This window comes from Agrobacterium sp. 22-226-1 (genome assembly GCF_053522345.1).
This window is the reverse complement of the sequence record NZ_JBNWCP010000004.1, coordinates 277,965-301,773: the sequence shown is the minus strand read 5'-3', so window position 1 is coordinate 301,773 and position 23,809 is coordinate 277,965. Positions and strand designations below refer to the sequence as shown.

24 protein-coding genes and 1 riboswitch are annotated in these 23,809 nt (G+C 60.3%); of the genes, 12 read left to right on the top strand and 12 right to left on the bottom strand.

Annotated elements, in window-relative coordinates; all coding sequences use genetic code 11:
- Positions 1-158: 158 nt before the first annotated feature.
- A complete protein-coding gene (locus ACQZ5K_RS09550; protein WP_448740217.1) occupies positions 159-2,435 on the bottom strand; it encodes an OmpA family protein in 2,277 nt (758 codons plus the stop codon).
- 336 nt (positions 2,436-2,771) lie between these two features.
- Between ACQZ5K_RS09550 and ACQZ5K_RS09545 the strand changes: the two genes are divergently transcribed.
- From ACQZ5K_RS09545 to ACQZ5K_RS09525, 5 genes are all read left to right on the top strand, one after another.
- The gene (locus ACQZ5K_RS09545; protein ID WP_003525132.1) at positions 2,772-3,545 is read left to right on the top strand and encodes an ABC transporter substrate-binding protein; all 774 of its coding nucleotides are present in this window, start codon (positions 2,772-2,774) and stop codon (positions 3,543-3,545) included.
- A gap of 112 nt (positions 3,546-3,657) precedes the next feature.
- Positions 3,658-4,461, top strand: coding sequence for an ABC transporter permease (locus tag ACQZ5K_RS09540; protein ID WP_059760406.1), 804 nt, complete (start codon positions 3,658-3,660; stop codon positions 4,459-4,461).
- Positions 4,458-5,288, top strand: a complete 831-nt coding sequence (locus ACQZ5K_RS09535; protein WP_125146936.1) for an ABC transporter permease — start codon at positions 4,458-4,460, stop codon at positions 5,286-5,288. The genes ACQZ5K_RS09540 and ACQZ5K_RS09535 overlap by 4 nt, the downstream gene beginning before the upstream one ends.
- Positions 5,289-5,456: 168 nt before the next feature.
- Positions 5,457-5,723 carry an usg protein gene (locus tag ACQZ5K_RS09530; RefSeq protein ID WP_003522173.1) on the top strand — a complete coding sequence of 89 codons (267 nt, stop codon included), beginning with the start codon at positions 5,457-5,459 and terminating at the stop codon, positions 5,721-5,723.
- Between the two features lie 83 nt (positions 5,724-5,806).
- A complete protein-coding gene (locus ACQZ5K_RS09525; protein ID WP_065655920.1) occupies positions 5,807-6,631 on the top strand; it encodes a class I SAM-dependent DNA methyltransferase in 825 nt (274 codons plus the stop codon).
- Positions 6,632-6,777: 146 nt separating this feature from the next.
- Here the strand turns inward: ACQZ5K_RS09525 and ACQZ5K_RS09520 are convergent, their stop codons facing one another.
- From ACQZ5K_RS09520 to ACQZ5K_RS09505, 4 genes are all read right to left on the bottom strand, one after another.
- Positions 6,778-7,743: an aliphatic sulfonate ABC transporter substrate-binding protein gene (locus tag ACQZ5K_RS09520; protein WP_448740216.1), complete on the bottom strand. Its 966-nt coding sequence runs from the start codon at positions 7,741-7,743 to the stop codon at positions 6,778-6,780.
- A 285-nt stretch (positions 7,744-8,028) separates the two neighbouring features.
- Positions 8,029-8,517 (bottom strand): Lrp/AsnC family transcriptional regulator, encoded by a 489-nt coding sequence (locus ACQZ5K_RS09515; RefSeq protein ID WP_003507846.1) that lies wholly within the window; start codon positions 8,515-8,517, stop codon positions 8,029-8,031.
- Positions 8,518-8,587: 70 nt separating this feature from the next.
- The gene (locus tag ACQZ5K_RS09510) at positions 8,588-9,232 is read right to left on the bottom strand and encodes a uracil-DNA glycosylase family protein (RefSeq protein WP_448740215.1); all 645 of its coding nucleotides are present in this window, start codon (positions 9,230-9,232) and stop codon (positions 8,588-8,590) included.
- The gene (locus ACQZ5K_RS09505; RefSeq protein ID WP_448740214.1) at positions 9,225-9,818 is read right to left on the bottom strand and encodes a thermonuclease family protein; all 594 of its coding nucleotides are present in this window, start codon (positions 9,816-9,818) and stop codon (positions 9,225-9,227) included. The genes ACQZ5K_RS09510 and ACQZ5K_RS09505 overlap by 8 nt, the downstream gene beginning before the upstream one ends.
- Before the next feature lie 108 nt (positions 9,819-9,926).
- On the opposite strand from ACQZ5K_RS09505, the gene pdhS2 reads away from it, so the two are divergent.
- Positions 9,927-11,462, top strand: coding sequence for a two-component system sensor histidine kinase PdhS2 (pdhS2, locus tag ACQZ5K_RS09500; RefSeq protein ID WP_035262217.1), 1,536 nt, complete (start codon positions 9,927-9,929; stop codon positions 11,460-11,462).
- A 62-nt stretch (positions 11,463-11,524) separates the two neighbouring features.
- On the opposite strand, the gene ACQZ5K_RS09495 is transcribed toward pdhS2, so the two are convergent.
- Positions 11,525-11,929, bottom strand: coding sequence for a diacylglycerol kinase (locus ACQZ5K_RS09495; RefSeq protein WP_003522167.1), 405 nt, complete (start codon positions 11,927-11,929; stop codon positions 11,525-11,527).
- A gap of 8 nt (positions 11,930-11,937) precedes the next feature.
- Complete coding sequence (gene cobT, locus ACQZ5K_RS09490; RefSeq protein ID WP_003522166.1) at positions 11,938-12,972, bottom strand: nicotinate-nucleotide--dimethylbenzimidazole phosphoribosyltransferase; 1,035 nt, start codon at positions 12,970-12,972, stop codon at positions 11,938-11,940.
- A 152-nt stretch (positions 12,973-13,124) separates the two neighbouring features.
- Between cobT and ACQZ5K_RS09485 the strand changes: the two genes are divergently transcribed.
- From ACQZ5K_RS09485 to ACQZ5K_RS09475, 3 genes are read left to right on the top strand one after another with little or no spacing between them, the layout of a single operon-like run.
- Positions 13,125-13,910, top strand: a complete 786-nt coding sequence (locus tag ACQZ5K_RS09485; RefSeq protein ID WP_448740213.1) for an adenosylcobinamide-GDP ribazoletransferase — start codon at positions 13,125-13,127, stop codon at positions 13,908-13,910.
- Between the two features lie 19 nt (positions 13,911-13,929).
- A complete protein-coding gene (locus tag ACQZ5K_RS09480; RefSeq protein WP_448740212.1) occupies positions 13,930-14,121 on the top strand; it encodes a DUF1289 domain-containing protein in 192 nt (63 codons plus the stop codon).
- Positions 14,118-14,825: a TIGR02281 family clan AA aspartic protease gene (locus ACQZ5K_RS09475; protein ID WP_448740211.1), complete on the top strand. Its 708-nt coding sequence runs from the start codon at positions 14,118-14,120 to the stop codon at positions 14,823-14,825. The genes ACQZ5K_RS09480 and ACQZ5K_RS09475 overlap by 4 nt, the downstream gene beginning before the upstream one ends.
- A gap of 269 nt (positions 14,826-15,094) precedes the next feature.
- On the opposite strand, the gene ACQZ5K_RS09470 is transcribed toward ACQZ5K_RS09475, so the two are convergent.
- Positions 15,095-15,697 (bottom strand): hypothetical protein, encoded by a 603-nt coding sequence (locus ACQZ5K_RS09470; RefSeq protein WP_448740210.1) that lies wholly within the window; start codon positions 15,695-15,697, stop codon positions 15,095-15,097.
- 291 nt (positions 15,698-15,988) lie between these two features.
- A riboswitch (FMN riboswitch) is annotated at positions 15,989-16,139 on the top strand.
- Between the two features lie 120 nt (positions 16,140-16,259).
- Between ACQZ5K_RS09470 and ribB the strand changes: the two genes are divergently transcribed.
- Complete coding sequence (ribB, locus tag ACQZ5K_RS09465) at positions 16,260-16,901, top strand: 3,4-dihydroxy-2-butanone-4-phosphate synthase (RefSeq protein ID WP_448740209.1); 642 nt, start codon at positions 16,260-16,262, stop codon at positions 16,899-16,901.
- Between the two features lie 190 nt (positions 16,902-17,091).
- On the opposite strand, the gene ACQZ5K_RS09460 is transcribed toward ribB, so the two are convergent.
- The 4 genes from ACQZ5K_RS09460 to ACQZ5K_RS09445 form a co-directional block, all read right to left on the bottom strand.
- The gene (locus tag ACQZ5K_RS09460) at positions 17,092-17,880 is read right to left on the bottom strand and encodes an SDR family oxidoreductase (RefSeq protein ID WP_065115987.1); all 789 of its coding nucleotides are present in this window, start codon (positions 17,878-17,880) and stop codon (positions 17,092-17,094) included.
- Between the two features lie 14 nt (positions 17,881-17,894).
- Complete coding sequence (locus tag ACQZ5K_RS09455; RefSeq protein ID WP_448740208.1) at positions 17,895-19,373, bottom strand: sugar ABC transporter ATP-binding protein; 1,479 nt, start codon at positions 19,371-19,373, stop codon at positions 17,895-17,897.
- 118 nt (positions 19,374-19,491) lie between these two features.
- Positions 19,492-20,421 carry a substrate-binding domain-containing protein gene (locus tag ACQZ5K_RS09450; RefSeq protein WP_448740207.1) on the bottom strand — a complete coding sequence of 310 codons (930 nt, stop codon included), beginning with the start codon at positions 20,419-20,421 and terminating at the stop codon, positions 19,492-19,494.
- Positions 20,422-20,553: 132 nt separating this feature from the next.
- On the bottom strand, positions 20,554-21,534 hold the full coding sequence (locus ACQZ5K_RS09445) for an ABC transporter permease (RefSeq protein ID WP_127758017.1): 981 nt from the start codon (positions 21,532-21,534) through the stop codon (positions 20,554-20,556).
- A 440-nt stretch (positions 21,535-21,974) separates the two neighbouring features.
- Here ACQZ5K_RS09445 and ACQZ5K_RS09440 point away from each other — a divergent pair, with 440 nt between their 5' ends.
- Both ACQZ5K_RS09440 and ACQZ5K_RS09435 read left to right on the top strand, forming a co-directional pair.
- Complete coding sequence (locus ACQZ5K_RS09440) at positions 21,975-22,784, top strand: transketolase (protein WP_052817934.1); 810 nt, start codon at positions 21,975-21,977, stop codon at positions 22,782-22,784.
- Complete coding sequence (locus ACQZ5K_RS09435; RefSeq protein WP_448740206.1) at positions 22,784-23,740, top strand: transketolase family protein; 957 nt, start codon at positions 22,784-22,786, stop codon at positions 23,738-23,740. Before ACQZ5K_RS09440 ends, ACQZ5K_RS09435 begins: the two co-directional genes overlap by 1 nt.
- Positions 23,741-23,809: the final 69 nt, after the last annotated feature.

Here is a 23,809-nt window from a genome sequence, read left to right as displayed (position 1 = left end):
GCCTGTCCCGAGCATCTACTACGTCTCGACCGGAGGAAACGTGATTAGATTCTCGCCACAAGGGCGAGGATGACGTCGCGTATTTGGAAAGCCTGTCCCAACAAAAAAGGCCCGGAGAGCTTGCGCTTCCGGGCCTTTGTTTTTCCTGTCGAACCCGATCAGTTCTGGGCGACCGGCTTCACCAGCGGCGTCACGCGGCGGATCGTGACGCGGCGGTTCTGCTGTTCCGGACCGAGCGTCTGGACCTTCAGATAACGCTCACCATAGCCTTGCGTCGCGAGGTTTTCCGGCGGAATGCCGTAAACATCGGTCAAGACATTGGCGACGGAAGCGGCGCGCTCGTCGGAAAGAACGAGGTTGCTTTCATCCGAACCGACGGCGTCGGTATGGCCCTCGATCAGGAAGGTTTCACCCGGGTTCTTGTCCAGCGCCTTGTTGATCGCATCCGCTACCTTGCGCAGCGAACGGGCCTGCGTCATCGGGATTTCGGCGCTGCCGGTGGCGAAGGTGATGGTATCGAGGTCGATACGGCGCACCTTGTCGCGGATACGGGCCGAATAACGCACTTCATCCAGTGAATAGACACGCTCCACCGGCTCGACGGGCGGCTGTTCCAGGAAGCGGTAATAATCGCGGTCCGGATCGCTCGAAGTGTCGATGATGTAGTCCGTTACGGGAATGCGCAGGCGCATCGGCGGCAGGTCGAGGCCCGGATCGCGATAGACGTAGTCGCGGTCGGGATCTTCCATCAGCTCCGGTGCATAGAAAAGCACATATTCGCGGCCGCGATCGTCGATGCGCGAGCGCTGGATCACGTCGCCATATCGGTTGCGGATGGTCACCACCTGCGTTCCGTCACGACGCTCCACGGTTTCGCGGACACGGCCGCCGGGCAGACGCTCGTAATAGGGCTCGCCGCCATCGCGGATGAAGCGCTGGTTGTCGTCGCCGCGCACCACAACGCGGTCGCCGAATTGCAGGATGATCGGCGCATCGCGGTCACGATCACGCGGACGGCCTTCGCGCGGCTGCCATTCGCGCACGCCTTCCGGCCGCTCATATTGCGGGCGGCGGTCGACACGCTCGCCCTGCTGCGAGGTGATGGCTTCCATCTTGACGGGCGGCGGCGGGGCCTTGCCTTCGGCGGCGCCGGCGCGCTGCGCCTCGGCGTCGGAGGTCGGGACCTTCACGTCACCGGCCTGTTCGCGTTCACGACGGCGCTCCTCGCGGGTCTGGCGGTTACCGGAACGTTCCACTTCCTTGTCGCTGTCGAGAACGGCGGCGCCCTTGTCGACCGGCAGAATGACGGTATCGGCGGTCTTGGACGGGTCCTTAGCGATTGCCTTGGCCTTATCCAGCTCTTCCTTCGTCATCGGCGGCGCTTCCGTCTGCGGAACAGCGACCTGATTTGGAACGGGTTCACCGGCCGGCGCCTGTCCGGTTGTCGTACCGCTCGGCGGCGGCGTCGGCGCGCCTGGCAGCGGGGCTGCAGGTTCGGTTCTGCCCTGACCCTCTACCGGCGGCTGTTCCGAAGGCTGACGACCCGGTGCGGGGTTTGGCTGGGCTTCAGGTGCCGGCGGACGCGCGGGCGTCGGCGCTTCGGTCGGAACCGGTGCCTCCTTCGCGGCGGGCTCGGGGGCGGCCGGCTTTTTCTCCGGAACGGCTTTTTCGGCCGGCTCGGCTTTCTGTTCCGGGGCCTTTTCCTCTACCGGTGGCTTTTTGGCAGGTGCTTGTTCGCGGGGCTTGGACGGCTCACCGGCTTTTTCAGGGCTTGCTGCGGGCTCCTGTTCGGCAGCAGGTTCCTTCGCGCGCTCCTTGCGGGGACGCTCGGGACGCTGCTCGCCCTCACCCGCGGGCTGCTCGGCCCGTTCCGGCTTGCGCGGACGTTCCTTTGGCTGCTCTTCGGCAGGCGCGGCTTCGGGTGCGGCCTCGCGCTGGCGTGCGGGGCGCTGTTCGCCCTCGCCCTGCGGCTCCTGCGCGCGTTCGGGTTTGCGGGGACGCTCCTGCGGCTGCTCGGCCGGCGCGGGCTCAGGGCGAGCCTCGCGCTGCTGCGGTTCCCGCTGGGGTTCGGGCTGCGGCTCCCTTTGGGGTTCCCGTTGCGGCTCAGGGCGCGGTTCGGCAGGCGCGGCTTCGCGCTTGGGCTCCGGTTCGCGCTGCGGCTCCGGCGCACGCTCCTGTCGTTGCGGCTCGGCCTGCGGCTGCGCCTCTTCGGCCTGCTTGCGGCGTTTGCGCAGTTCCTCTTCCGGGTTCGGTTCTTCCGGCTGCGCCTGCGCCAGAATCATCCGGCCGGTCGCAGCATCGCCGGGAAGCGCCTGCGACACCGGCGTCTGCGCCCGCGCAGCACCGGCAAAACCGGCCGCTGCCGGCTCCACCGCAATCGCCAGCGACATGAGGGGGAAAACCACCCCCGTCAGCAATGTGTTCTTCTTCAGCATCGGTGTTTCCTCATCTGCCATTATTGGTCGCCAGTCTTGCGACATCTTGATTCCGGCTGCGCGTGCAGGCGCTGGTCAACGCCTCGCACACGCTTCGGTTCCCATGATGGACAAAGCCTTCTGTACCGGAAATGAACAGATCAAGGCGTTTTCGTGGAAGCTCTGCGGCACAATCGCGGTCACTAATATTGCAGTTGCATTTTTTGACCAACCGGATGAATAATCGCATCCGCGCTGAAGGCTACAGGCGGTATCATCCGCTGCGCCCTGCGCCCATGGCGTCCGCACTGAAAACAACAACAGACCGCGGATGAACGACCAAAAGAGAGGATCGAAATGCCTATTTCCACCCGTCTGCTCGCAGCCGTATCGATTGCCGCCATCTCGCTGTTTTCAGGTGCTGCCCTCGCGCAGGACAAGATCGTCATCGGCACCGAAGGCGCTTATCCGCCCTTCAACAATCTCGAAGCCGACGGCACGCTGACCGGCTTCGACATCGACATCGCCAAGGCGCTGTGCGAACAAATGAAGGCCGAATGCACCTTCGTCACCAATGACTGGGACGGCATCATCCCCGCCCTTCAGGCCAAGAAGTTCGACGCCATCATCGCGTCCATGTCGATCACGCCCGAGCGTCTCGAGAAGGTCGACTTCTCCAAGAAATATTACAACACCCCGCCGGCCATCGCCGTGCCGAAGGATTCGCCGATCAAGTCCGTCGACGATCTGAAGGGCAAGTCGCTCGGCGCGCAGGGTTCCACCACCCACTCCAACTATGCCGAAAAGCATTTCCCGGATGCCGACGTGAAGATGTATCCGACCGCCGACGAATATAAGCTCGACATCGCCAATGGCCGTATCGATGCCGTCATCGACGATATCGTCGTTCTGTCGGAATGGCTGAAGACGGATGCGGGCGCCTGCTGCAAGATCCTGACGCCGCTTCCGGTCGATGTCGAGATCAACGGCAACGGCGCGGGCGTCGCCGTCCGCAAGGGTGACACGGCGCTTGCCGACAAGTTCACCGCCGCCATCGCCGGCATTCGCGCCAGCGGCAAGTATCAGGAGATCAACAAAAAATACTTCGATTTCGACGTTTACGGCGAGTAAGCCCGTTCGATCTGTTGAAATCTCGTGGCGGAAGGCTTGCCCTTCCGCCATTTTTGTTTGAAAACGTCACGATAACAATCACGGCGGCTTAAGACCGCAGGGGAAAATTGGCATGAGCGGAGCATTTTCCGCCATAGGTGCGTTCTGGACCTATGTCTCGACACTTCTCGATCCCTTTTGCGGGCCGGTCGGTCTCTTCTCGCTTTTCGGAAACGGCACCCTTGTCGCCTGCGGCGATGCGGGCTGGGGCGATGAAATCGCCTTCGGCGTCAAGGTCACCATCTCGCTGGCGCTCGCCACCCTGCCCGTCGGGCTGCTGATCGGTTTCCTCATCGCGCTCGCCGCGCAATCGGAAGAAAAATCGCTGCGGCTGGCGACCGGTATCTACACCACCATCTTCCGCGGCCTGCCGGAACTGCTGACGCTCTTCATCGTCTATTACGGCATCCAGATGCTGCTGCAATCGGTGGCCGGTTATGTCGGCATCACCGGTCCGGTCGAGATCAACGCCTTCGTCGCGGGCATGGTGGCGCTGTCCGTGGTGTTTTCGTCCTATGCGTCCGAAGTGCTGCTCTCCGCCTTCAAGGCCATACCAAAGGGGCAATATGAGGCCGGCGCGGCACTGGGGCTTTCGCGGGGCCGCACCATGGTGCTCATCATCATTCCGCAGCTGGTCAGGATCGCCCTTCCCGGCATGACCAATCTCTGGGTCATCCTGCTGAAAGACACATCCTACGTCTCGATCATCGGCCTTGCCGATATCGTTCGCCAGACCGGCATCGCCGCCCGCGTCAGCAAGGAAGCCTTCTTCTTCTACAGCATCGCCTGCCTGCTCTACCTCATCCTCGCGCTGCTTTCGTCCATCGGCATCGGCTTCATCGATCGCTGGTCGCGCAAGTCGGAGGTGAGCCGATGAGCCATATTCAGGAACTCATTCCCCCCCGCCCCGCCCCGGCCGTTGCGGACAAGCCGCTCAATATTTCGCGCATCGTCGGCATCGCCGTCATCACGCTCTGGCTGCTGCTCGCCGCCGGGCTGATCTTCGCCATGATCGAGGGCTGGGACTGGGACAAATTCCAGCGTTACGGGCCGCGCTATATCGACGGTCTCATCACCACCATCACCCTCGTCGGCAGCTCGATCATTCTCGGCGCCATTCTTTCCGTGCCGATCGCCTTCGGCCGCATGTCGGAAAACCGCATCATCGGCGCGCTGGCCTATGCCTATGTCTACGTCTTCCGCAGCACGCCGCTTTTGGCGCAGCTTTTCCTGATCTATTACGGCCTCGGCAGTTTCCGCCAGGGGCTGGAAACCGTCGGCCTGTGGTGGTTCTTCCGCGAGGCCTGGTATTGCGGCCTGTTGTCGCTCACCCTCAACACCGCCGCCTATCAGGCCGAAATCCTGCGCGGCGCGATCCGCAGCGTGCCGCGCGGCCAGCATGAGGGCGCCGCCTCGCTCGGCCTGTCGAAACTCGTCACTTTCCGCAAGATCATCCTGCCGCAGGCGCTGATCGTGGCGCTGCGTCCCTATGGCAACGAAATCATCCTGATGATCAAGGGTTCGGCGGTGGTCTCCATCGTCACGGTCTTCGACCTGATGGGCCAGACCCGCTACGCCTTTTCCCGCACCTTCGATTATCAGGCCTATCTCTGGGCCGCGATCTTCTACCTGACGATCGTCGAAACGCTGCGGCATGTCTGGGCATGGCTGGAAGCCCGCCTGACGCGGCACCTCAAGCGCTAGTCGCAACATTGGCAGCACTCATCAATGAAGGCTGCCAACATTTTGAAAAATATAAATATTTTGTGACAACCCATGTCTTTGGCAAGCTTGGATTAACCATGACGTGTTCCCATATTCGATACAGCGGTAACGCTGTGATCGGCAATCATGGAAACGGGAACCGCCGTCATGAACAAGGACATGGAAATGATGCTGAGAGGCTACGGCCTCACCACCGCCCAGATATTTTATCGCCTGCCGGATCATCCGCTGGTTCTCCAGACCTATGTCTGGCAGGACTATGATCTTGCCCCGGACTTCCCTGAGATGCATGGCTTCCTCAAATTCTGGAAGGAAAAGCTCGACGGACCGCTGCACTCCGTCCGCTACGTGCACCGGCAGGTCATTTCGGCGCAGGAATGGCGCGCGCTCAAGGGGGAGTTCATCATCCACTGAGCCGTCGCACCACATAAACATTGCGCCCGTCCCCGATGCGGCTTACAGCAAACTCAACTGAAGATGCTGACGGATAAGGCACGATGACGAAGAACCAGAAAATCGACGAAGAGGCGCTTGCCGAAGCCTATAACCGCGCGCTCGCGCTTGAAAAAGCCGGCGATGTGGACGCGGCGGTGAAGGCCTATGAAGAGGTTCTGGCCATCGATCCCGACGATCACGGCGGAGCGGCCGTGCGCATCGCCGCCATGGGCCGGGGCGAAACCCCGCCAAAGGCGCCCGACGCCTATGTCGAAACCCTGTTCGACCAGCATGCCGAAGCTTTCGAGGATATTCTTGTCGAACAGCTCGGTTACGCCGTACCGATGATGGTACGCCAGCGGCTGCAGACGCTGAACCTCGGTCCCTTCAAGCGCCTGCTCGATCTCGGCTGCGGCACCGGCCTCACCGGCGAAGCGCTGCGCGACATGGCCGACGATATCACCGGCATCGATATTTCCGAAAACATGGTCGAAATCGCCCATGAGAAGGACCTCTACGAGACGCTCTACGTCGCCGAAGCCGAGGATTTTCTTGAGGACAATGACGACGAGCCTTTCGACATCATCACCGCCACCGATGTGCTGCCCTATCTCGGCGCGCTCGAGCCGCTGTTTTTCGGCGCCGCCGAAAACCTCAACGCCGGCGGCCTGCTGATCTTTTCGTCGGAAACCCTGCCCGAAGAAACCCTGGCCGGACGCCCCTATATGGTCGGCCCGCACCAGCGTTTCGCCCATGCGGAAACCTATGTCCGCGAAAGACTGGCGGCGACCGGTTTCGAGGTTCTTGAGGTGACCGACATCAACGTGCGCATGCAGGACGGCAATCCGACGCCCGGCCATCTGGTGATCGCCAAGCTAAAGGGCTGATGCCCTAACATTGCGGCAGATTTCTTCTCCCCGCCGGGGAGAAGAAACAAGCGGGACATGCTTGCCCTACGTTTAAGGAACATTGCTGAATCAACCTCTCAACAACACCCGCCAGCGGGTTGAAGAGACTCACCTTTCCGACCCGCTCAGCTCGCCTTCGGCCGCCAGACGATATCCGCCACGTTGAGTTTCTTCGGCACGATCTTCAGATCGTAGAACTCATCCGCAAGCGCCTGCTGATAGGCGATGGCCTCATCCGGAACCAGCGAAACCCGCCCGAGATCGGCGCCCGGCCGCGTCAGCGAGACTTTGGTGACATCCGCGGAAACGCCGGTGATCGACGCCAGCGACTTTGCCGTTGCATCGATATTGGCCTGCGCTTTCGCACCCACATTCGCCAGCTCCTTGAGGATCAGCGGCACGAGATCGGGATTGGTCTCGACGAAATCGCCATTGGCAAGGAAATAACTCCACGGATCGACGATGCCTTCGGCGGTCGAAAGAACCCGCGTCGTCGGCTCTTTTTCCGCCACGGCAAAATAAGGATCCCAGATCGACCAGGCATCGATGCTGCCGCTGCGGAAGGCGGCGGCCGCATCCGGCGGGGCAAGATCGACCGGCGTAATGTCGTTCAAGGTCAAACCAGCCTTTCGCAACGCCTTGACGGTGACATTATGAGCGCTGGAGCCGCGCTTGAAGGCGACCTTTCTGCCTTTCAGGTCTTCCAGCGTCTTCAGCGGCGAATCTTTCTGCACAAGGATTGCCGATCCGCCGGCCGCCGCTTTGTAAGTGCCCACATAACGCAGATTGCCACCGGCGGCCTGCGCGAAAAGCGGCGGCACATCGCCGGTCGGGCCGATATCCAGCGCGCCGGCACCCAGCGCTTCAAGAAGCGGCGGCCCGGAGGAAAATTCCGACCATTTGACCTCGATGCCGCGATCCTTCAGCAACGCTTCAAGCGCGCCCTGGCTTTTCGCGAGCGCTATCACGCCATTCTTCTGCCAGCCAATCCGCAATGTGGTGGTTGCGGCACTCGCCCGCCGGATATGCGGCAGAAACACCGCCCCGGTCGCACCTGCAATCAGTCCCAATGTTCCGCGTCGTGTAAGCATATGGATATCCCTCGCTATTCCATCCTTCGACGGTAAAAGCGTAGATATTCGAGCGATTTTATCAAAATCGCAGTTTGCGCGCAGACAGCCCCGGGAGAATTGAATGTGCGAATTTGCCACGATGGGCGGAATAGAATTGTCGTGCCCCGGCGGGGCTACCGGGATGGACCTTCTGGCTGGATCAGCCCTTGGCGGGCCAGATCGACGGGAAAAACGACCCGCAAATGAAAATGCCCTCCCCGGCAACCGGAAAGGGCATTGGTCGAAAAACTGACCGGCGGCGGATTACTCCTCGCCGGATTTCGGATTGTCCAGCAGCATGTAATCGAGCGGCAGCTCGGTCGTATATTTGATCTGCTCCATCGCGAAGGCGGAGGACACGTCGCGAATTTCGATCTTGGCGATCATGCGCTTGTAGAAGGCGTCATAGGCCGCAATGTCAGGCACGACGACGCGCAGCAGATAATCGACATCGCCGCTCATGCGATAAAATTCGACGACTTCCGGAAACTCGGAAACCACCTCGGAGAAACGCTTCAGCCATTCGATGGAATGGGAGGCGGTGCGGATGGAGACGAAAACCGTGACCTTGGTGTTGACCTTGACCGGATCGAGCAGCGCCACGCGCCGGCGAATAACGCCGTCTTCCTCCATCTTCTGGATACGCCGCCAACAGGGCGTCGTGGAAAGGCCGACCTTTTTCGCCAGATCGGCAACGGCCAGCGTGGAATCCTCTTGCAGAATGCGCAAAATCTTACGGTCTAGGCGATCCAATGCGTCTGTCCTCCTGAATTAATTTCCTTTCAATACACTAATTTTTGCAGAAAAACAGAAAATTGTTTCACTAAAGCCGCATTTCCACATGTTGTCGCAGAACCGGCAGCAGTTCCTCCGTGAACCATGGGTTCTTTTTCAGCCAGCCGGTATTGCGCCAGCTTGGATGCGGCAGGGGAAAAATGCCGGGGCCGGAATTGGCATGGAGAAAGCCGCGCCAGTCCTGCACCGTTGCCGTCATTGTCTTGCGCCGCCTTTCACCCAGATGAAAAGCCTGTGCATATTGGCCGATGGCGAGGATCAGCTCCACCTGCGGCATCGCCATTATTACCCGCTCACGCCATTGCGGCGCGCATTCGCGCCGGGGCGGCAGGTCGCTGCCTTTGTCGTCATAACCGGGAAAACAGAAGCCCATGGGCACGATGGCGAAACGATCCGGATCGTAGAACGTCTGCCGGTCGACGTTCAGCCATTGGCGCAGCCTGTCGCCCGAGGCATCGTTGAACGGCAGCCCTGTTTCATGCACGCGAAGCCCCGGCGCCTGCCCGGCAATCAGGATGCGCGCCTTGGTCGACATGACGACCACCGGCCGGGGTTCGTGCGGCAGGCGATCGGCCATTCCCCTGAGCGGCTTGTCGCGACAGAGACGGCAGCGGGCGATTTCGCCGCGTAATCCTTCCAGCCCGTCATCACGCACCGGCACTGGCTCAACCATGATCCCACCCCAGAAGATGACGGACAATGGTGAGGAAACCCGCCGCCGGCGTTTCCAGATCCGCGGCGCGGTGTTCCCGCCGCCACTGCGACGGTTTCTCGAATTCTCCCGCCCAGATGCCGCGTGCCTGTCTGCGCGCCGCCGCCTGCTCGCTGGAGAACTGGAAATAACCGGATGCGACGGCAAAACCCGCCGACACCATTTCCGATGAGACATCCCTGCCGCCGGCGGAACAATAAACCAGCAGCCGCCCGTAACGGTCCCTGGAACTGCCGGAACAGGAGAAATCCTCAGCCCCGGCCAGCCTTTGCAGAACACGGCGCGCTTCCTCGCCGCACGGCCAGCTTTCGTTGCCGCGCAGGCATGTCTGCGCAAGCTCCGGCGCATCGATGCCAAGCAGCCGGAAACGTTCCTCACCCTTCGACAACGTATCGCCATCGATCACGAAGAAGCGGCCGCTATAGGTTTCGCTGTTGATCTGGTCGAGCTTGGCCGCGATCAGAATGCCGAGAAAAACCGTGGCGAGAAAAAGCCCGCCATCGCGAAATGCCGAAAACCGCCTGCCCCTGCCTCCATTTCGTCTCATGTAACAACAAACCCTTGTCAGAAATGGCAAACAAATCCTTTCACGGCAGCATCTTCTTAAGATTTTGCGCGTAGTCTGCAAGGGTTCATGTCACCCTGCGTTGTAACAATGAGTAAAAGCGTCAGCACGTCCACCGACAAGATCATCGTCGACCGGTCGAAAAAGCACCGCAACAAGGCGGTCTTCGACACGGTGAAGACGACGCGTGAACGCCTGCAGCAGGGGGCTGGCGCAAGCGACGCCTATGAACGCGAAATGCTGACCATGCACATCGCCGAAACCCTGCAGGGCGCGATGATCATGCCGCTTTTCATCCTGCTCGCCTCCATCATCGGCCTTTATATTACCCGCGACATCAGCCTGATCATCTGGTCGCTGATTGCGCTGAGCTTCCACGCCTTTTCTCTGCTCTTGGCCAAGCGGGCGGCAAAACAGGAGATCACGGCCGACAATCTTCAGCACTGGAAAAGTCTCTTCCTCGGCATGCAGATCCTCATCGGCTGCGCCTGGGCGATGTTTGCGCTGGCCGAACCGGTGCGCAACGACCCGACGCTCGTGCTTTTCTTCAAGGGCTCGACGCTGCTGATCGCGCTTTCGCTCACCGCCATGGCCAATTTCATGCTGCGGCGGGCGACCTTCATGACCTTTTTGCCGGTGCTGGCGGCTCTCTGCATGACATCGGCCATTTCGCGCAATCCTTTCGATGTCGGTCTCGCGCTGATGTTCGGCATGGCCATCCTCTTCTGTCATCGCATTACCAGCCGGCTTTACCAGACCAGCATCAAGCTCCTCTCCTCGCAAACGGAAAAGGACGACCTGATCGCAGAACTCGAAGTCGCAAACTCGGTTTCGGACGAGGCGCGGCGGCGCGCGGAAGAAGCCAATCTGGCGAAATCGCGCTTCCTCGCCTCCATGTCGCATGAGCTCAGAACCCCGCTCAACGCCATTCTCGGCTTCTCCGAGGTCATGTCATCAGAGGTGCTCGGTCCGCTCAACAATCCGCTCTACAAGGAATATTCCGGCGATATCCATCGCTCCGGCCAGCATCTGCTTGATCTCATCAACGAAATCCTCGACCTGTCGCGCATCGAGGCCGGCCGCTATGACCTGAACGAAGAAGCGATCTCGATGCTGGAAATCGCCGAGGATTGCATCGGCATGATCCAGCTTCGCGCCCGCGCCAAGAACATCAAAATTTCCCAGCAGTTCGAAAACAGCCTGCCGCAGGTCTGGGCCGATGAGAAATCCATTCGCCAGGTCATCCTCAACCTGCTGTCCAACGCCGTGAAATTCACGCCGCAGGGCGGTGAAATCCTTGTTAAAGCCGGCTGGACGGCAGGCGGCGGCCAATATGTCTCGATCAGGGATAACGGTCCCGGCATTCCCGAAGATGAAATTCCCGTGGTGCTGTCCGCCTTCGGTCAGGGATCGATCGCGATCAAGAGCGCCGAACAGGGGACCGGCCTCGGCCTGCCCATCGTTCAGGCCATTCTCGCCAAGCATGACGGCCAGTTCATCCTGAAATCGAAACTGCGCGAGGGCACCGAAGGCATCGCCATCCTGCCGGCCAAACGCGTGCTGCAAAGCCTGCCGGCCGTGGAAGAAACCCACGCCATCCAGCCACGCCGCCGGTCCTTCGCTTAGGGCATTTCCAGGAAAAGTGGCCCCCGGGTTTTCCGCCCTGAAATGCCTTGAGGCTTAGAACTTCAGAAGAACAGCGTCGTTACCAACGAATACAGCACGAAAAATCCGTTCGCCATCAACAGGCAGAAGACGGCGAAGGAGCCGAGGTCCTTGGCATGCCGCCCGACCGAGGAGATTTCCGGCGAAATGCGATCCACCAGCTCTTCGATGGCGGTATTGAGCGCTTCCACCGAAAACAGCAACAGCATCAGCACCGTAAAGACGAGAAGATGGGCAAAGGGTGCGCCGACGACCAGAAGCAGGGCAAGCCCGACGCCGAAGGCGAGAACCTCATGCCGGAACGCCGCTTCCTGCCACAGCCGGCCAAGCCCCTGCACGGAATAGCGCGCGGCGGCAAAAAGATGCCGCCAGCCTTTTTCCTTGCGAAAGGTGGGTTCCGGTTGCTTCTTTTGCGGCGTCACGTCCATCTTAGGCCTCAATGGTCGGTGCGGGAGCTGATGCGGGTGTCCACACCCGCCGCTTCGAATGTCGCCATGCCGGAATGGCAGGCGGCGGCGGCCTTGACGATGCCGGCGGCAAGCGCTGCCCCCGTGCCTTCGCCGAGACGCATGCCGAGCGCCAGAAGCGGCGTCTTGCCGAGCTTTTCGATGGCGGCCAGATGGCCCGGCTCACCCGAGACATGGCCGATCAGGCAATGGTCGAGCGCCGCAGGATTGGCAGCCTTGAGGAGAGCGGCAGCGGCCGTCGCCACATAACCGTCGATCAGCACGGGAATGCGTTGCACACGGGCGGCAAGGATGGCGCCGGCAATCGCTGCGATTTCGCGTCCGCCGAGACGGCGCATGATCTCCAGCGGATCGGAAAGATGATCCTTGTGGAACTCCACCGCTGCCTTCACCGCCGCGATCTTGCGGGCCATGACTTCGCCTTCCGAACCGGTGCCCGGACCGGTCCATTCTTCCGCCGTGCCGCCATAAAGCGCGAGATTGATCGCCGCCGCAATGGTGGTGTTGCCGATGCCCATTTCGCCGACGCAGAGAAGATCGGTGCCACCGGCAATCGCTTCCATGCCGAAGGCCATGGTGGCGGCGCAGTCGCGCTCGGAAAGCGCCGGCTCGCAGGTGATGTCGCCGGTCGGGTAATCGAGCGCCAGATCGAAAATCTTCAGGCCAAGATCGTTTGCAACGCAGATCTGGTTGATCGCCGCACCGCCTGCCGCGAAATTTTCCACCATCTGCTGGGTCACGGATGTCGGATAGGGCGTAACGCCGTGCCGGGTGACGCCATGATTGCCGGCGAAGATCGCCACCAGCGGGCGGGTGACGGCCGGAGAACGGCCGGACCAGGCAGCCAGCCACATGGCGATTTCTTCGAGACGTCCGAGCGAACCGGCAGGCTTGGTCAGCTGCGCATTGCGCTCCTTGGCCGCCACAAGCGCGTGCGTATCCGGGCCGGGAAGCTCGCGCAGCAGCGCGCGGAAATCGTCGAAGGGCAATCCGCTCATGCTCATGATATCTGTCTTTCTCGTCGTCGGGTTGGTTGTCGCATCGGCTCATGCGTCCGGAACTTGTGTTTTCCGGCAAATCGGTCTTTGTTGCGCCTCTCATAATCGCGGATGCGCCGCGGAACAACCGGAAATGCAGCGACTGCAACGGAGAGAGCATGAAGGCCGGGGATTTTATAACAGATGTCATGCATTCCCTCGCCTTTCTGAGCCGCCTGCCCGTTCCCTCGCGGTTTTTCGATGATGCCGACGGCGTGTCGATGCGCCGCACCGCCCGCGCCTTTCCCGCCGCCGGCCTGCTGATCGCCCTGCCCGCCGCTTTCCTTGTTGTGGTTTTCGCAGCCTTCGACGCCTCTCCGCAGCTCACCGGCTGGCTCGTCATCGGCCTGACGGCGCTCATCACGGGCGCGCTGCACGAAGACGGCCTCGCCGACATGGCCGATGGTTTCGGCAGCGGCAAGGAGAAGGCCCGCATGCTTGAGATCATGAAGGACAGCCGCATCGGCAGCTATGGCACGATTGCCATGATCCTTTCCTTTGCGCTTCGCGCCACCGCACTCGCCTCGCTCATTGAGACGCTGCCGGCAAAAACCGCCGCCGCCGCCCTGATCGCCGCGCTTGTCCTGAGCCGCACCCTGATGGTGTGGCACTGGCAATCCCTGCCCGCCGCAAAAACCTCCGGCATCGCCGCCGGCGCCGGTCAGCCGGGCTCAAGCGAGCGCAACATCGCGCTGGTGATCGGGCTGCTGCTTTTCACACTCTTCACATTGCACGCCCTGCCGCTCCTGTCGATTGCCCTTGTGCTGGCGGCAGCCTTTCTGGCAGCCGTCCTTTTCGGCAGGCTCTGCGACAGGAAGATCGGCGGCCATACCGGCGACACCATCGGTGCCTGCCAGCAGATCACGGAGATCGTGATTCTCATCGCCCTTGCCCTTGCGGCGTGACAGCCTGATATAAATCATCATGGAAACACCCTGCATCCATATCTGCCGCCTCGATGAAACCAGCAGCCTCTGCATCGGCTGCGGGCGGACGCTGGATGAAATCGGCGGCTGGGCCGGGTATAGCGACGAGAAGCGCCGCGAAATCATGCGGTTGCTGCCGCAAAGACTGGCAAAACTGCCCGAGACCGCCAAGGAGACGCATACCGCATGAACAGGCTGACCATCGTTCTCCTCCTGCTGGCCGTCGGCCTTGGCCTGCTTCTCATCAATCACGACGGCGGCCGAACGCTCGGCATCGATAACGATCAATTCGCCCACGTGCTTTATCTTCTGCCCATTGCCGGTCTATTATCGGCCGGCATTCTGGCGGGAAGACGCGGCAGCCTCAGTACCGTCATCCGTCAGCTCGCCGTCTGGCTCGTCATCATTCTCGGCCTCGTCTCGCTCTATCTCTATCGCTACGACCTGCAATCCTTCGGAGACCGGCTGCTGGGCGGCCTGATGCCCGGCCGCGCCGTGGTGGTGACGACGGCTGGCGGCGAACAGGAAATCGTCCTGCATAAATCGATGAGCGGCCATTTCGAGGCGAATGTCGGCGTCGAGGGCAAGACGATCCACATGCTCGTCGATACCGGTGCAAGTTCTGTAGTCCTCGCCAATGCGGATGCGGCCGCAATCGGCATCGACACCGCAAATCTCCGCTATACCGTACCGGTGATGACTGCGAATGGCCGCACGGCGGCAGCCCCCGTCACCCTTTCGGAAATCAGCATTGGCCCGATCATGCGACGCAACATCCTCGCCCTCGTCGCGCAGGATGGCCAATTGGGCCAGAGCCTGCTCGGCATGAGCTTCCTGTCGACGCTCGGTTCGCTGCAGATGCAGACCGATGAATTGCGGTTACGGGATCGATAAGCTCCTCTCGGAGAAGGCGTCTTATCTTGCTATCAAACGCCCCCAATCACAATATATGTGAAGTAACGAGGAAAGGGTTGGTCAACGCTGACCTGCTGAAAGCAGTGGCTTATCTCGAAAAATACCGCCACTTCGGCAAATCATTGACATGCCGCACTGACCATGAGACAAGATTACATACTCAACGCAGGGGTTCTCAACATGATCGGTCCTGATCCTATCCTACTTTGATCTAAACGTCTTTCCACTGTGAGAAGCGAAGCGTCGAACTATGGTTTCGGCGCTTTTTGGTTTTTTGAGATGCCCGGCGAACGGATTTTTCGCTTTAGTTTGTATCCCCTGTATTTTCCTTCCATTGTCTGCAAAAGCTTCTCGCCAGTTTTCTTTGCCTCTTCCGCGTACTCGTAGAGGCTACGAATGGCGCTCTCCCGACCCTCGAGTGAAATATTGGTAAAACTCTTACGGTATATTCCATCTATCTTGGCGCGGATTTTATCCAGAACACCATAGAAATAGACCACATCTCCAATATACTCTCTTCCAGTGGCCGATATGGAATCGATATTCTTCAGATAGAAATGGGTGTGACGTGCATCTGTAATATGCGGAACGAAATCTTTGTTTTCCTTGATGCGCTCCCTGAAAGTCACATAGGAAATAGGTGCCGCAAGGAAGATTGCCATATCGGCTGTATTAAAGTCGATTTCCGCATACAGGGATCGAATAAATTTCTCTTTTTCTCGCGATTTTTTCCAGAATCCTACGCCCACCGCTACAAATTGTCCAAGTATCCACAGCGTGAAGGCTGTGGAAGCCGCGACCAACGCGGCGAGCAATTGCGGGCTTTCAGATATTTGCTGCGTCGCTGACATGCAACAATTCCCTTAAATATAAGAAAATACATATTGTAATAACGACAATATAAAAATCATAAGATTCCAATATTAACAACATAAATACGATACTTCAGATGGCGAGCGGGCGACGATTTGCGCCGCCAATATCAAATCGGTCTCGATGGAAAAACACGGTAGGAACTCGACCTAAAACGGGCGGAACTAAAATACTCGTAGAAACGCCTTTCCGAGAGATTTCTTTCTGCCCGGCCCTCGCCCAACGAACCATTGCCCCTTGATTCCTTCCCATTTGATAATTTATGTTGGTTTCGTTCTCAGGGCGGGGTGCAATTCCCCACCGGCGGTATCGGGATTTTTCCCGGAGCCCGCGAGCGCTTCCGGTCTCCAAAGCCGGAAGGTCAGCAGATCCGGTGAGAGGCCGGAGCCGACGGTATAGTCCGGATGGAAGAGGACAAGGCATAGGACGCCCGCGCGTGAGCGGGCTTCGCATTGCATTGTTCGCCCAAGGGATATTTGGCGCTTCTCGAAGCGCGAAAATGCCGCAAAACGGCATAACCCTTGAAAGGCTTGAAAGAAAATGACCATTGCTAAAATTGAAGACGCGATCGAAGCCATTTCCCGTGGCGAGATGGTGATCGTGGTTGACGACGAAGACCGCGAAAATGAGGGCGATATCATCGCCGCCTCCGACAGCATTACCCCGCAGCAGATCGCCTTCATGATGAACCATGCGCGCGGGCTGATCTGCGTCGCCATGCCGGGCGAGCGTCTCGATGCGCTCGATATTCCGCTGATGGTGTCGCGCAATACCGAATCCCTCAAGACAGCCTTCACCGTCTCGGTGGACTATATTCCGGGCACTACCACCGGCATTTCCGCCGCCGACCGGGCAAAGACCGTGCGTGCGCTGGTATCGGAAGAATCGCGCCCGGAAGATTTCGCCCGCCCCGGCCACATCTTCCCGCTGCGCGCCAACCCTGAGGGCGTTCTCGGCCGCACCGGCCACACCGAAGCAGCCGTGGACCTCTGCCGCCTTGCCGGAAAATATCCCTGCGGCACCATCTGTGAAGTCGCCAATGACGACGGCACCATGGCCCGCCTGCCCCAGCTCGAAGTCTTCGCCGAACGTCACGGTCTGCTGGTCGTGACGATCAAGGACCTTGTTTCCTACCTCAAGGGCGAGGTTGTCGAGGATGTGGCGCAGAAGCAGGTTGCTTGATCTGCCAAATCCTGTGGTGCGAATACTAAAACGCCCGGCGAAAGCCGGGCGCGAAATTGGCGACAACGTCTGATGTCCTCTCTTCCGTCATGCCGGACTTAATCCGGCATCCAGCCACGGCGCGTCTGCGCCGTGAGGATGTCACGCTTGGACCAGACGCTTGAGGTTTACCGCGCCGGGACCGAAAACCCTACCAGCAGCAGAAACCGCCATCCACCAGCAAGTCCACGCCCGTCACGAAGCTCGCCGCATCGGAGAGCAGGAAGATCGCCGGGCCGACCATTTCATCCACGCCCGCCATGCGCTGCATCGGCGTTTGCTCTTCGAACAGCTTCGTCTGGTGCACCATTTCCGGCCGCGTATTCATCGGCGTCGCCGTGTAACCCGGCGAGATGGTGTTGACGCGGATGCCGCGACCCACCCACTCCATCGCCATGGATTTCGACATGTGGATGACGCCCGCCTTCGAGGCGTTGTAATGGCACTGCATCAGCCCGCGATTGACGATGACGCCGGACATGGAGGCGATGTTGACGATTGCACCACGACCGTTCTTCAGCATGGCATTGGCTTCCGCCTGACAGGACAGGAAAACGCCCTTCAGGTTAATGTCCATCATCGTCTGGAACTGGCTTTCCTCCATCTCCTCGGCCGGATTGGCATTGGCGATGCCGGCCGCATTGACGGCGAGTGAAAGCGCGCCAAGCTCGGCCTCAGTACGCGCAACCGCTTCAGTCAATGCCTGCTTGCTGGTGACGTCAGCCGCAATCTGGATCGACTTGCGTCCGGCCTTTGCAATAAAATCGGCCGTCTGCGCCAGACCGTCATCGGTGCGGCGATCGAGCAGCGCGACATTGGCGCCGGACTGGGCAAGCCCCATGGCGATGCGCTGGCCGATGCCGGAACCGGCGCCGGTGACGAGCGCCACCTGGCCGGAAAGATCGAACAGTTTCGGCGCGTTGAGCGTGATGGTGGACATCTCTGTTTCCTTCTTCAGATAGTTGCCAGTTCCATGACCGAGACGTCGTTCGCTTCGTCGCGGTTGAGGATGCCGGCCTGTTTTCCCTGCGCGAGCACGAGGATGCGGTTCGAAACGCCCAGCACCTCTTCCAGATCGGAACTGACGACGATGACGGCCACGCCGCTTTTCGCCAGATCGACAATGATATCGTAAATGCCCGCCCGCGCGCCGACATCGATGCCGCGGGTCGGCTCGTCCAGCACCACAACGCGCGGATTGCGGGCAAGCCATTTGGCAATGACCACCTTCTGCTGGTTGCCACCGGAAAGATCCGATGCCGGCTGTTCGCTGCGGCCCTTGACCCCGAATTTGGCAATGGCCTCCCTGGTAAAGGCACGCTTGATGCGCGGCGTGATCCAGCCGGTGCCGACGCGGTCGAGATTGGCATAGATCAGGTTCTCACCGATCTCGTGCTCCACCACCAGCCCCTGCAATTTGCGGTCTTCCGGCACCATGACGATGCCCTTCTCTATAGCGTCCGCCGGGCTTTTCAGCGCCAGCACCTTGCCATCCAGCAGCACCTCACCCGCACTCGTCGGATCGGCACCGGAAATAGCGCGCACCAGCTCGGTGCGTCCCGCGCCGATAAGACCGGCAATGCCGAGGATTTCACCGGCGCGGACGCCGAAGCTGATGTCGCGGAAAGCATTGTCCGCGCCGGTCAGCCCTTTCACTTCCAGCACCATCTTGTCCTGCGGCTCCGGCAGCGTCGGAAACAGGCGCTCCAGCGAACGGCCGACCATGCTTTCAACGATGGTGCGAACCGGTGTCGCGCTATCGGCAAATTCATGCACGCGCTCGCCATCGCGCAACACGACGATGCGGTCGGTGATCTGTTTGATCTCTTCCATGCGGTGGGAAATATAGATGATGCCTACGCCCTCGGCGCGCAGCTTGCGCACCTGCTCAAACAGCGCCTGCGTTTCCGCGCCGCCAAGTGCCGCCGTCGGCTCATCGAGGATCAGAAGTTTGGCGTCCAGCGCCAGCGCCTTGGCGATTTCGATCAGCTGCTGGTTGGCGGTCGAAAGGCCGGCCACCTTGCGGGTCGCGGGAATGTGAAGGTTGAGGCGCGCCAATTGCTGCTGGGCTCTGCGCACCATCTCGGCACGGTCGACGACGCCGTTCTTCATCGGCCAGCGGCCAATGAACACGTTTTCGGCGATGGAAAGTTCCGGCAGGAGCTTCAATTCCTGATGGATGAGGACGATACCCTTATCGATCGCCTCGCGCGGCGATGCAGGTGCGTAAGGCTGTCCAAGCCATGTCATCTTGCCCTCGGACGGCTCACGCGAACCGGCGATGATGCCTGACAGCGTGGACTTGCCCGCGCCGTTTTCACCCAGCAACGCCACCACTTCGCCCGGATAGACATCGAGATCGACGGCTTTCAGAACCTCGAGCGGACCGTAACGTTTGCTGATGCCACGGAGCGAAAGAACCGGCTCGCGCATGACGGGACCTCCCAGGACACGATCGCGGCGGCGATACGCCACAGCCTTGTGTCCAAATTGCATAAAGACAAACCAATGAGAGCCCCGCGCATCCCAGCGGACGCGCGGGGCGGATGCATCAGGGATGGTTGGCGATGAAGCCTTCGACATTTTCCTTGGTGGTCAGCGTCGCATCGGAAAGCTGCACGGCCGGAACCTTCTCGCCGCCGACGATCTTGACGGCCATCTCGACAGCCGTGCGGCCCATCTTCTGGGTCTGCTGTGTTGCGGTCACGTCGAAGACGCCGTTCTTCAGTGCCTCAAGCGCCGCCGTATCGCCATCGAAGCCGCCAACGACGATCTTCTGCGAGGGATTGGCGACCTTGATCGCCTGCGCCGCGCCAAGCGCCAGACCGTCAGCCTGCGCAAAGACGATGGAAACATCCGGATTGGCCTGCAGCATATTCTGCATGATCTGGAAGCCTTCATCCTGGCTCCACATGTTGGACCACTGTTCGGCAACGATCTTCACGCCGGAATTGGCCTTCACCGATTCCATGCAGCCCTTGGTGCGGTCCACTTCCGGTGTCGTGCCCTTCTGGCCGTGGATGATGACCATCTTGCCCGCACCACCGGCCTGCTTGATGATGTAATCGCAGACGCTCTTGGCGGAAGCGACGGAATCGGTGGCAAGGAAGGTGTCGCCCGGCGCGCCATCGGCATTACGGTCGATGTTGATGACGGGAACGCCGGCGGCCTTGGCAAGCTTTACCGGAACGGTCGCAGCGGCGGCACCGGCCGGAATGTAGATCAGCGCGTCGATGTTCTGGGTCAGGAGATCCTGAATCTGGTTGACCTGCGTCGGGCCATCGCCCTTGGCGTCAACGGTGACGACGGCAATGCCGCGCGTCTTGGCTTCGGCTTCAACGGCCTGCTTGATCTGGTTGAAGAAGTTCGCCTGCAGATTGGCGACGGCAAGGCCGATCTTCTTGACTTCGGCGGCATTGGCCTGGCCGAGCGACATGGCGAGAAGGGCGGCGGATGTCAGCAGAATGCGTGAAAATTTCATGATTATTCCTCCATTTGTTGATTGTTGACCTTCGGGCAGATCAAACCTCCTCCCCTCCGGCCGTTTTTCACGCCTCCCATGCCGGGAGGGTCGTTTATTGCGCGGACGGCTCTTCGCCATCCGCAGGCAAATTCAGCTTCTGCGGCGACGCAAGGTTTCAGCGCCCACGGCCAGCACGATGACCACACCGATGATGACCTGCTGCAAAAAGGGAGAAACGTTGAGCAGATTGAGGCCGTTGCGCAGCACGCCGATGATCAGCACGCCGATAAGTGTTCCGCCAATGCCGCCCGCACCACCGGAAAGCGAGGTTCCGCCGATGACGACAGCCGCAATCGTATCCAGCTCGTAACCGAAGCCGCTGGAGGGCTGCACCGAGTCGAGACGTGCCGCAAGAACAATGCCGGCCAGACCGGCCAGAACCGCACAGGCGACATAAACGCAGATGGTGACCAGCGGCACGTTGATGCCGGCAAGACGCGCCACTTCCGGGTTGCCGCCAACAGCATAGACCGTGCGGCCTTCGGAGCGGAAACGCAGGAAAATCCAGGTAACAAGCACCACAACGAGCATCAGCAGCACGGTTGCAGTCAACACGCCGAAATGACGCTCAATCGCCAGCATCATGAACCAGTCGGGAAAGCCGACGATCTGCTGTCCATCGGTGATCATATTGGCGAGCCCGCGCGCCACCGACATCATCGCCAACGTGGCAATAAAGGCAGGCACCCGGAAGGCCGTCACCAGAATACCGACCACAAGGCCGCAGGCGGCAGAGGCGACAAGCGCCAGTACGATGGCCATGCCCATCGGCATGCCCGCGACATTGGCCGTCCAGCCCATGATCATCATCGACAGCGCCAGCACCGAGCCGACAGACAGATCGATGCCGCCAAGCAGGATCACGAAGGTCATGCCGACGGCCATGATGCCGAGCACGGTGATCTGGTCGAGAATGTTGAGCCCGTTTCGGAGCGACAGGAAGTTCTCGCTGGCGAAAGTCAAAAAGACACACAGCAGCAGCAGGCCCAAAAGCGGTCCGGTCGCACCACTCAGCCAGGCAAGCGGGCTCCTGGTGTGCGTGACCCCCTCATTGCGTTCAAGCGCGGACATGGCTCCTCCCGATGACTGTCTTGCATTTTTTAAACCGATTAGAATAATTATTCATCATCGGTGAAACATGCATAAGCCAGTTGAGAGAAGCTTGTCAATAGGGTGTTAATGGCGGGACGGACCCTGCGGAGGATGGGATGGCTGGCGACTTACGTTCCCACCCTCATTCCTGTGCTTGTCACAGGAATCCAGCCGACGCGCGTCTGCACGGCGGGAAGAGCCCTTTCAGCCCAAGGACTTGGGCTGGCTGGATTCCTGTGACAAGCACAGGAATGAGGGCGGTGGAGACGCTCTTCACCATGAATGCGAATGTAGCGGCAGAAATAATCAGCACGGATTGAAACAAGAGAATCCGCAATTCCATCTTGACAGAAACGCCATCTCTGCAATTATATAAATAGCTGTATAAATATTCACACGCATGTTTTGAAGAGGATTCCATGCAGTCCCAGGAGCTAGAGCGCATTGCGCGCCAGATTCGCCTTCGCGACGTACAGGCTGTTTTTGAAGCGGGTGCGGGCCATGTCGGCGGCGAAATGTCGGCTATCGACATCATGACAGCCCTTTACTTTCGCGTCCTGCGCATCTGGCCGGATGATCCGAAGAACCCTGCCCGCGACCGCTTCGTGCTTTCCAAGGGCCATACGGCCTGCGCGCTTTATGTGACGCTCGCCAAGCGCGGCTTCATCCCGGAAGAGGAAATCTCGACCTTCCTGCAGCCGAATTCGCGCCTTAACGGCCACCCGAACTGTAACAAGGTGCCGGGCGTGGAAACCAATACCGGCCCGCTCGGCCATGGGTTGCCGGTTGCCGTCGGCATGGCCAAGGCGGCCAAGCTTTCCGGGGCGGATTACCACACCTATGTCATGACCGGCGACGGCGAGATGCAGGAAGGCTCCAACTGGGAAGCCATCATGTCCGCCGCGCAATTCGGCCTGAACAACCTGACGCTGATCGTCGATCACAACCGCTTCCAGCAGGGTGCGGCGCTTTCGGAAACCAATGATGTCGCGCCGCTTCGCCCCAAGCTCGAGGCTTTCGGCTGGGAAGTCAGCGAAATCAACGGCAACGCCATGGCGGAAGTCGTGCCGGCGCTGGAGCATCGCGGCAACCGCCCGCATTGCATCGTCGCCCACACCAACAAGGGTCACGGCATTTCCTTCATGCAGGACCGCGTTGACTGGCACCATAAGGTTCCGAGCAGGGAACAATATGAAATCGCCGTCAAAGAACTTTCGGAGACATTGTAATGAACGCGCCCGTAACCGCCGCCAAACTGTATGACTGCCGCGACGCCTTCGCCGAAACGCTGGAAGCGCTGGCCGCCGGCAATGACAGGGTCGTCGCCGTCTGCAACGATTCGGTCGGCTCCTCAAAGCTCGGTGGCTTCAAGTCAAAATTCCCCGAGCGCCTCGTCAATGTCGGGATCGCCGAACAGAACATGGTCGGCGTTGGCGCCGGTCTCGCCAATGGCGGCCAGTTGCCCTTCGTCTGCGGCGCATCCTGCTTCCTCACCGGCCGCGCGCTGGAGCAGATCAAGGCTGACCTTGCCTATTCCAACGCCAATGTGAAGCTGATCGGCATATCCTCGGGCATGGCCTATGGCGAACTCGGCCCGACGCATCACTCCATCGAGGATTTCGCCTGGACCCGCGTTCTGCCAAACCTGCCGGTCATCGCCCCCTGCGACCGCATCGAAACGGCCGCCGCCGTCAAATGGGCGGCGGACTACGCCGGCCCCTGCTTCCTGCGCCTGTCACGCGTCGGCGTGCCGGATCTGCTGCCCGAAGGCCATGTCTTCGAACTCGGCCGCGCCAACCTGCTGCGCGAAGGTTCCGACCTGACTTTGATCGCCAATGGCACGCTGACCCACCGCATCGTCAAGGCTGCCGATATTCTGGCCAGCCGTGGCGTCAAGGCGCGTGTGCTGAACATGGCGACCGTACGTCCCATCGATGAGGCGGCGATCGTCGCCGCAGCGAAGGAAACCGGCGCGATCCTGACGGCTGAAGAACATTCGATCTTCGGCGGCCTTGGTTCGGCCATTGCCGAAGTCGTGGTCGAGCAGGCCCCCGTACCGATGAAACGTCTCGGCGTTCCCGGCGTCTTCGCCCACACCGGTTCGGCCGAATGGCTGCTGAATGAATTCGGCATGGCGCCGGCCGCCATTGCGGATGCGGCTGAAGCGCTGATCAAGAGAAAATAAAGTCTCCTCCCAGAGTCGTCGCGCGTCTTCGGATGCGCGGCGACACCCTTTCTGCAATATCGTCGTTTA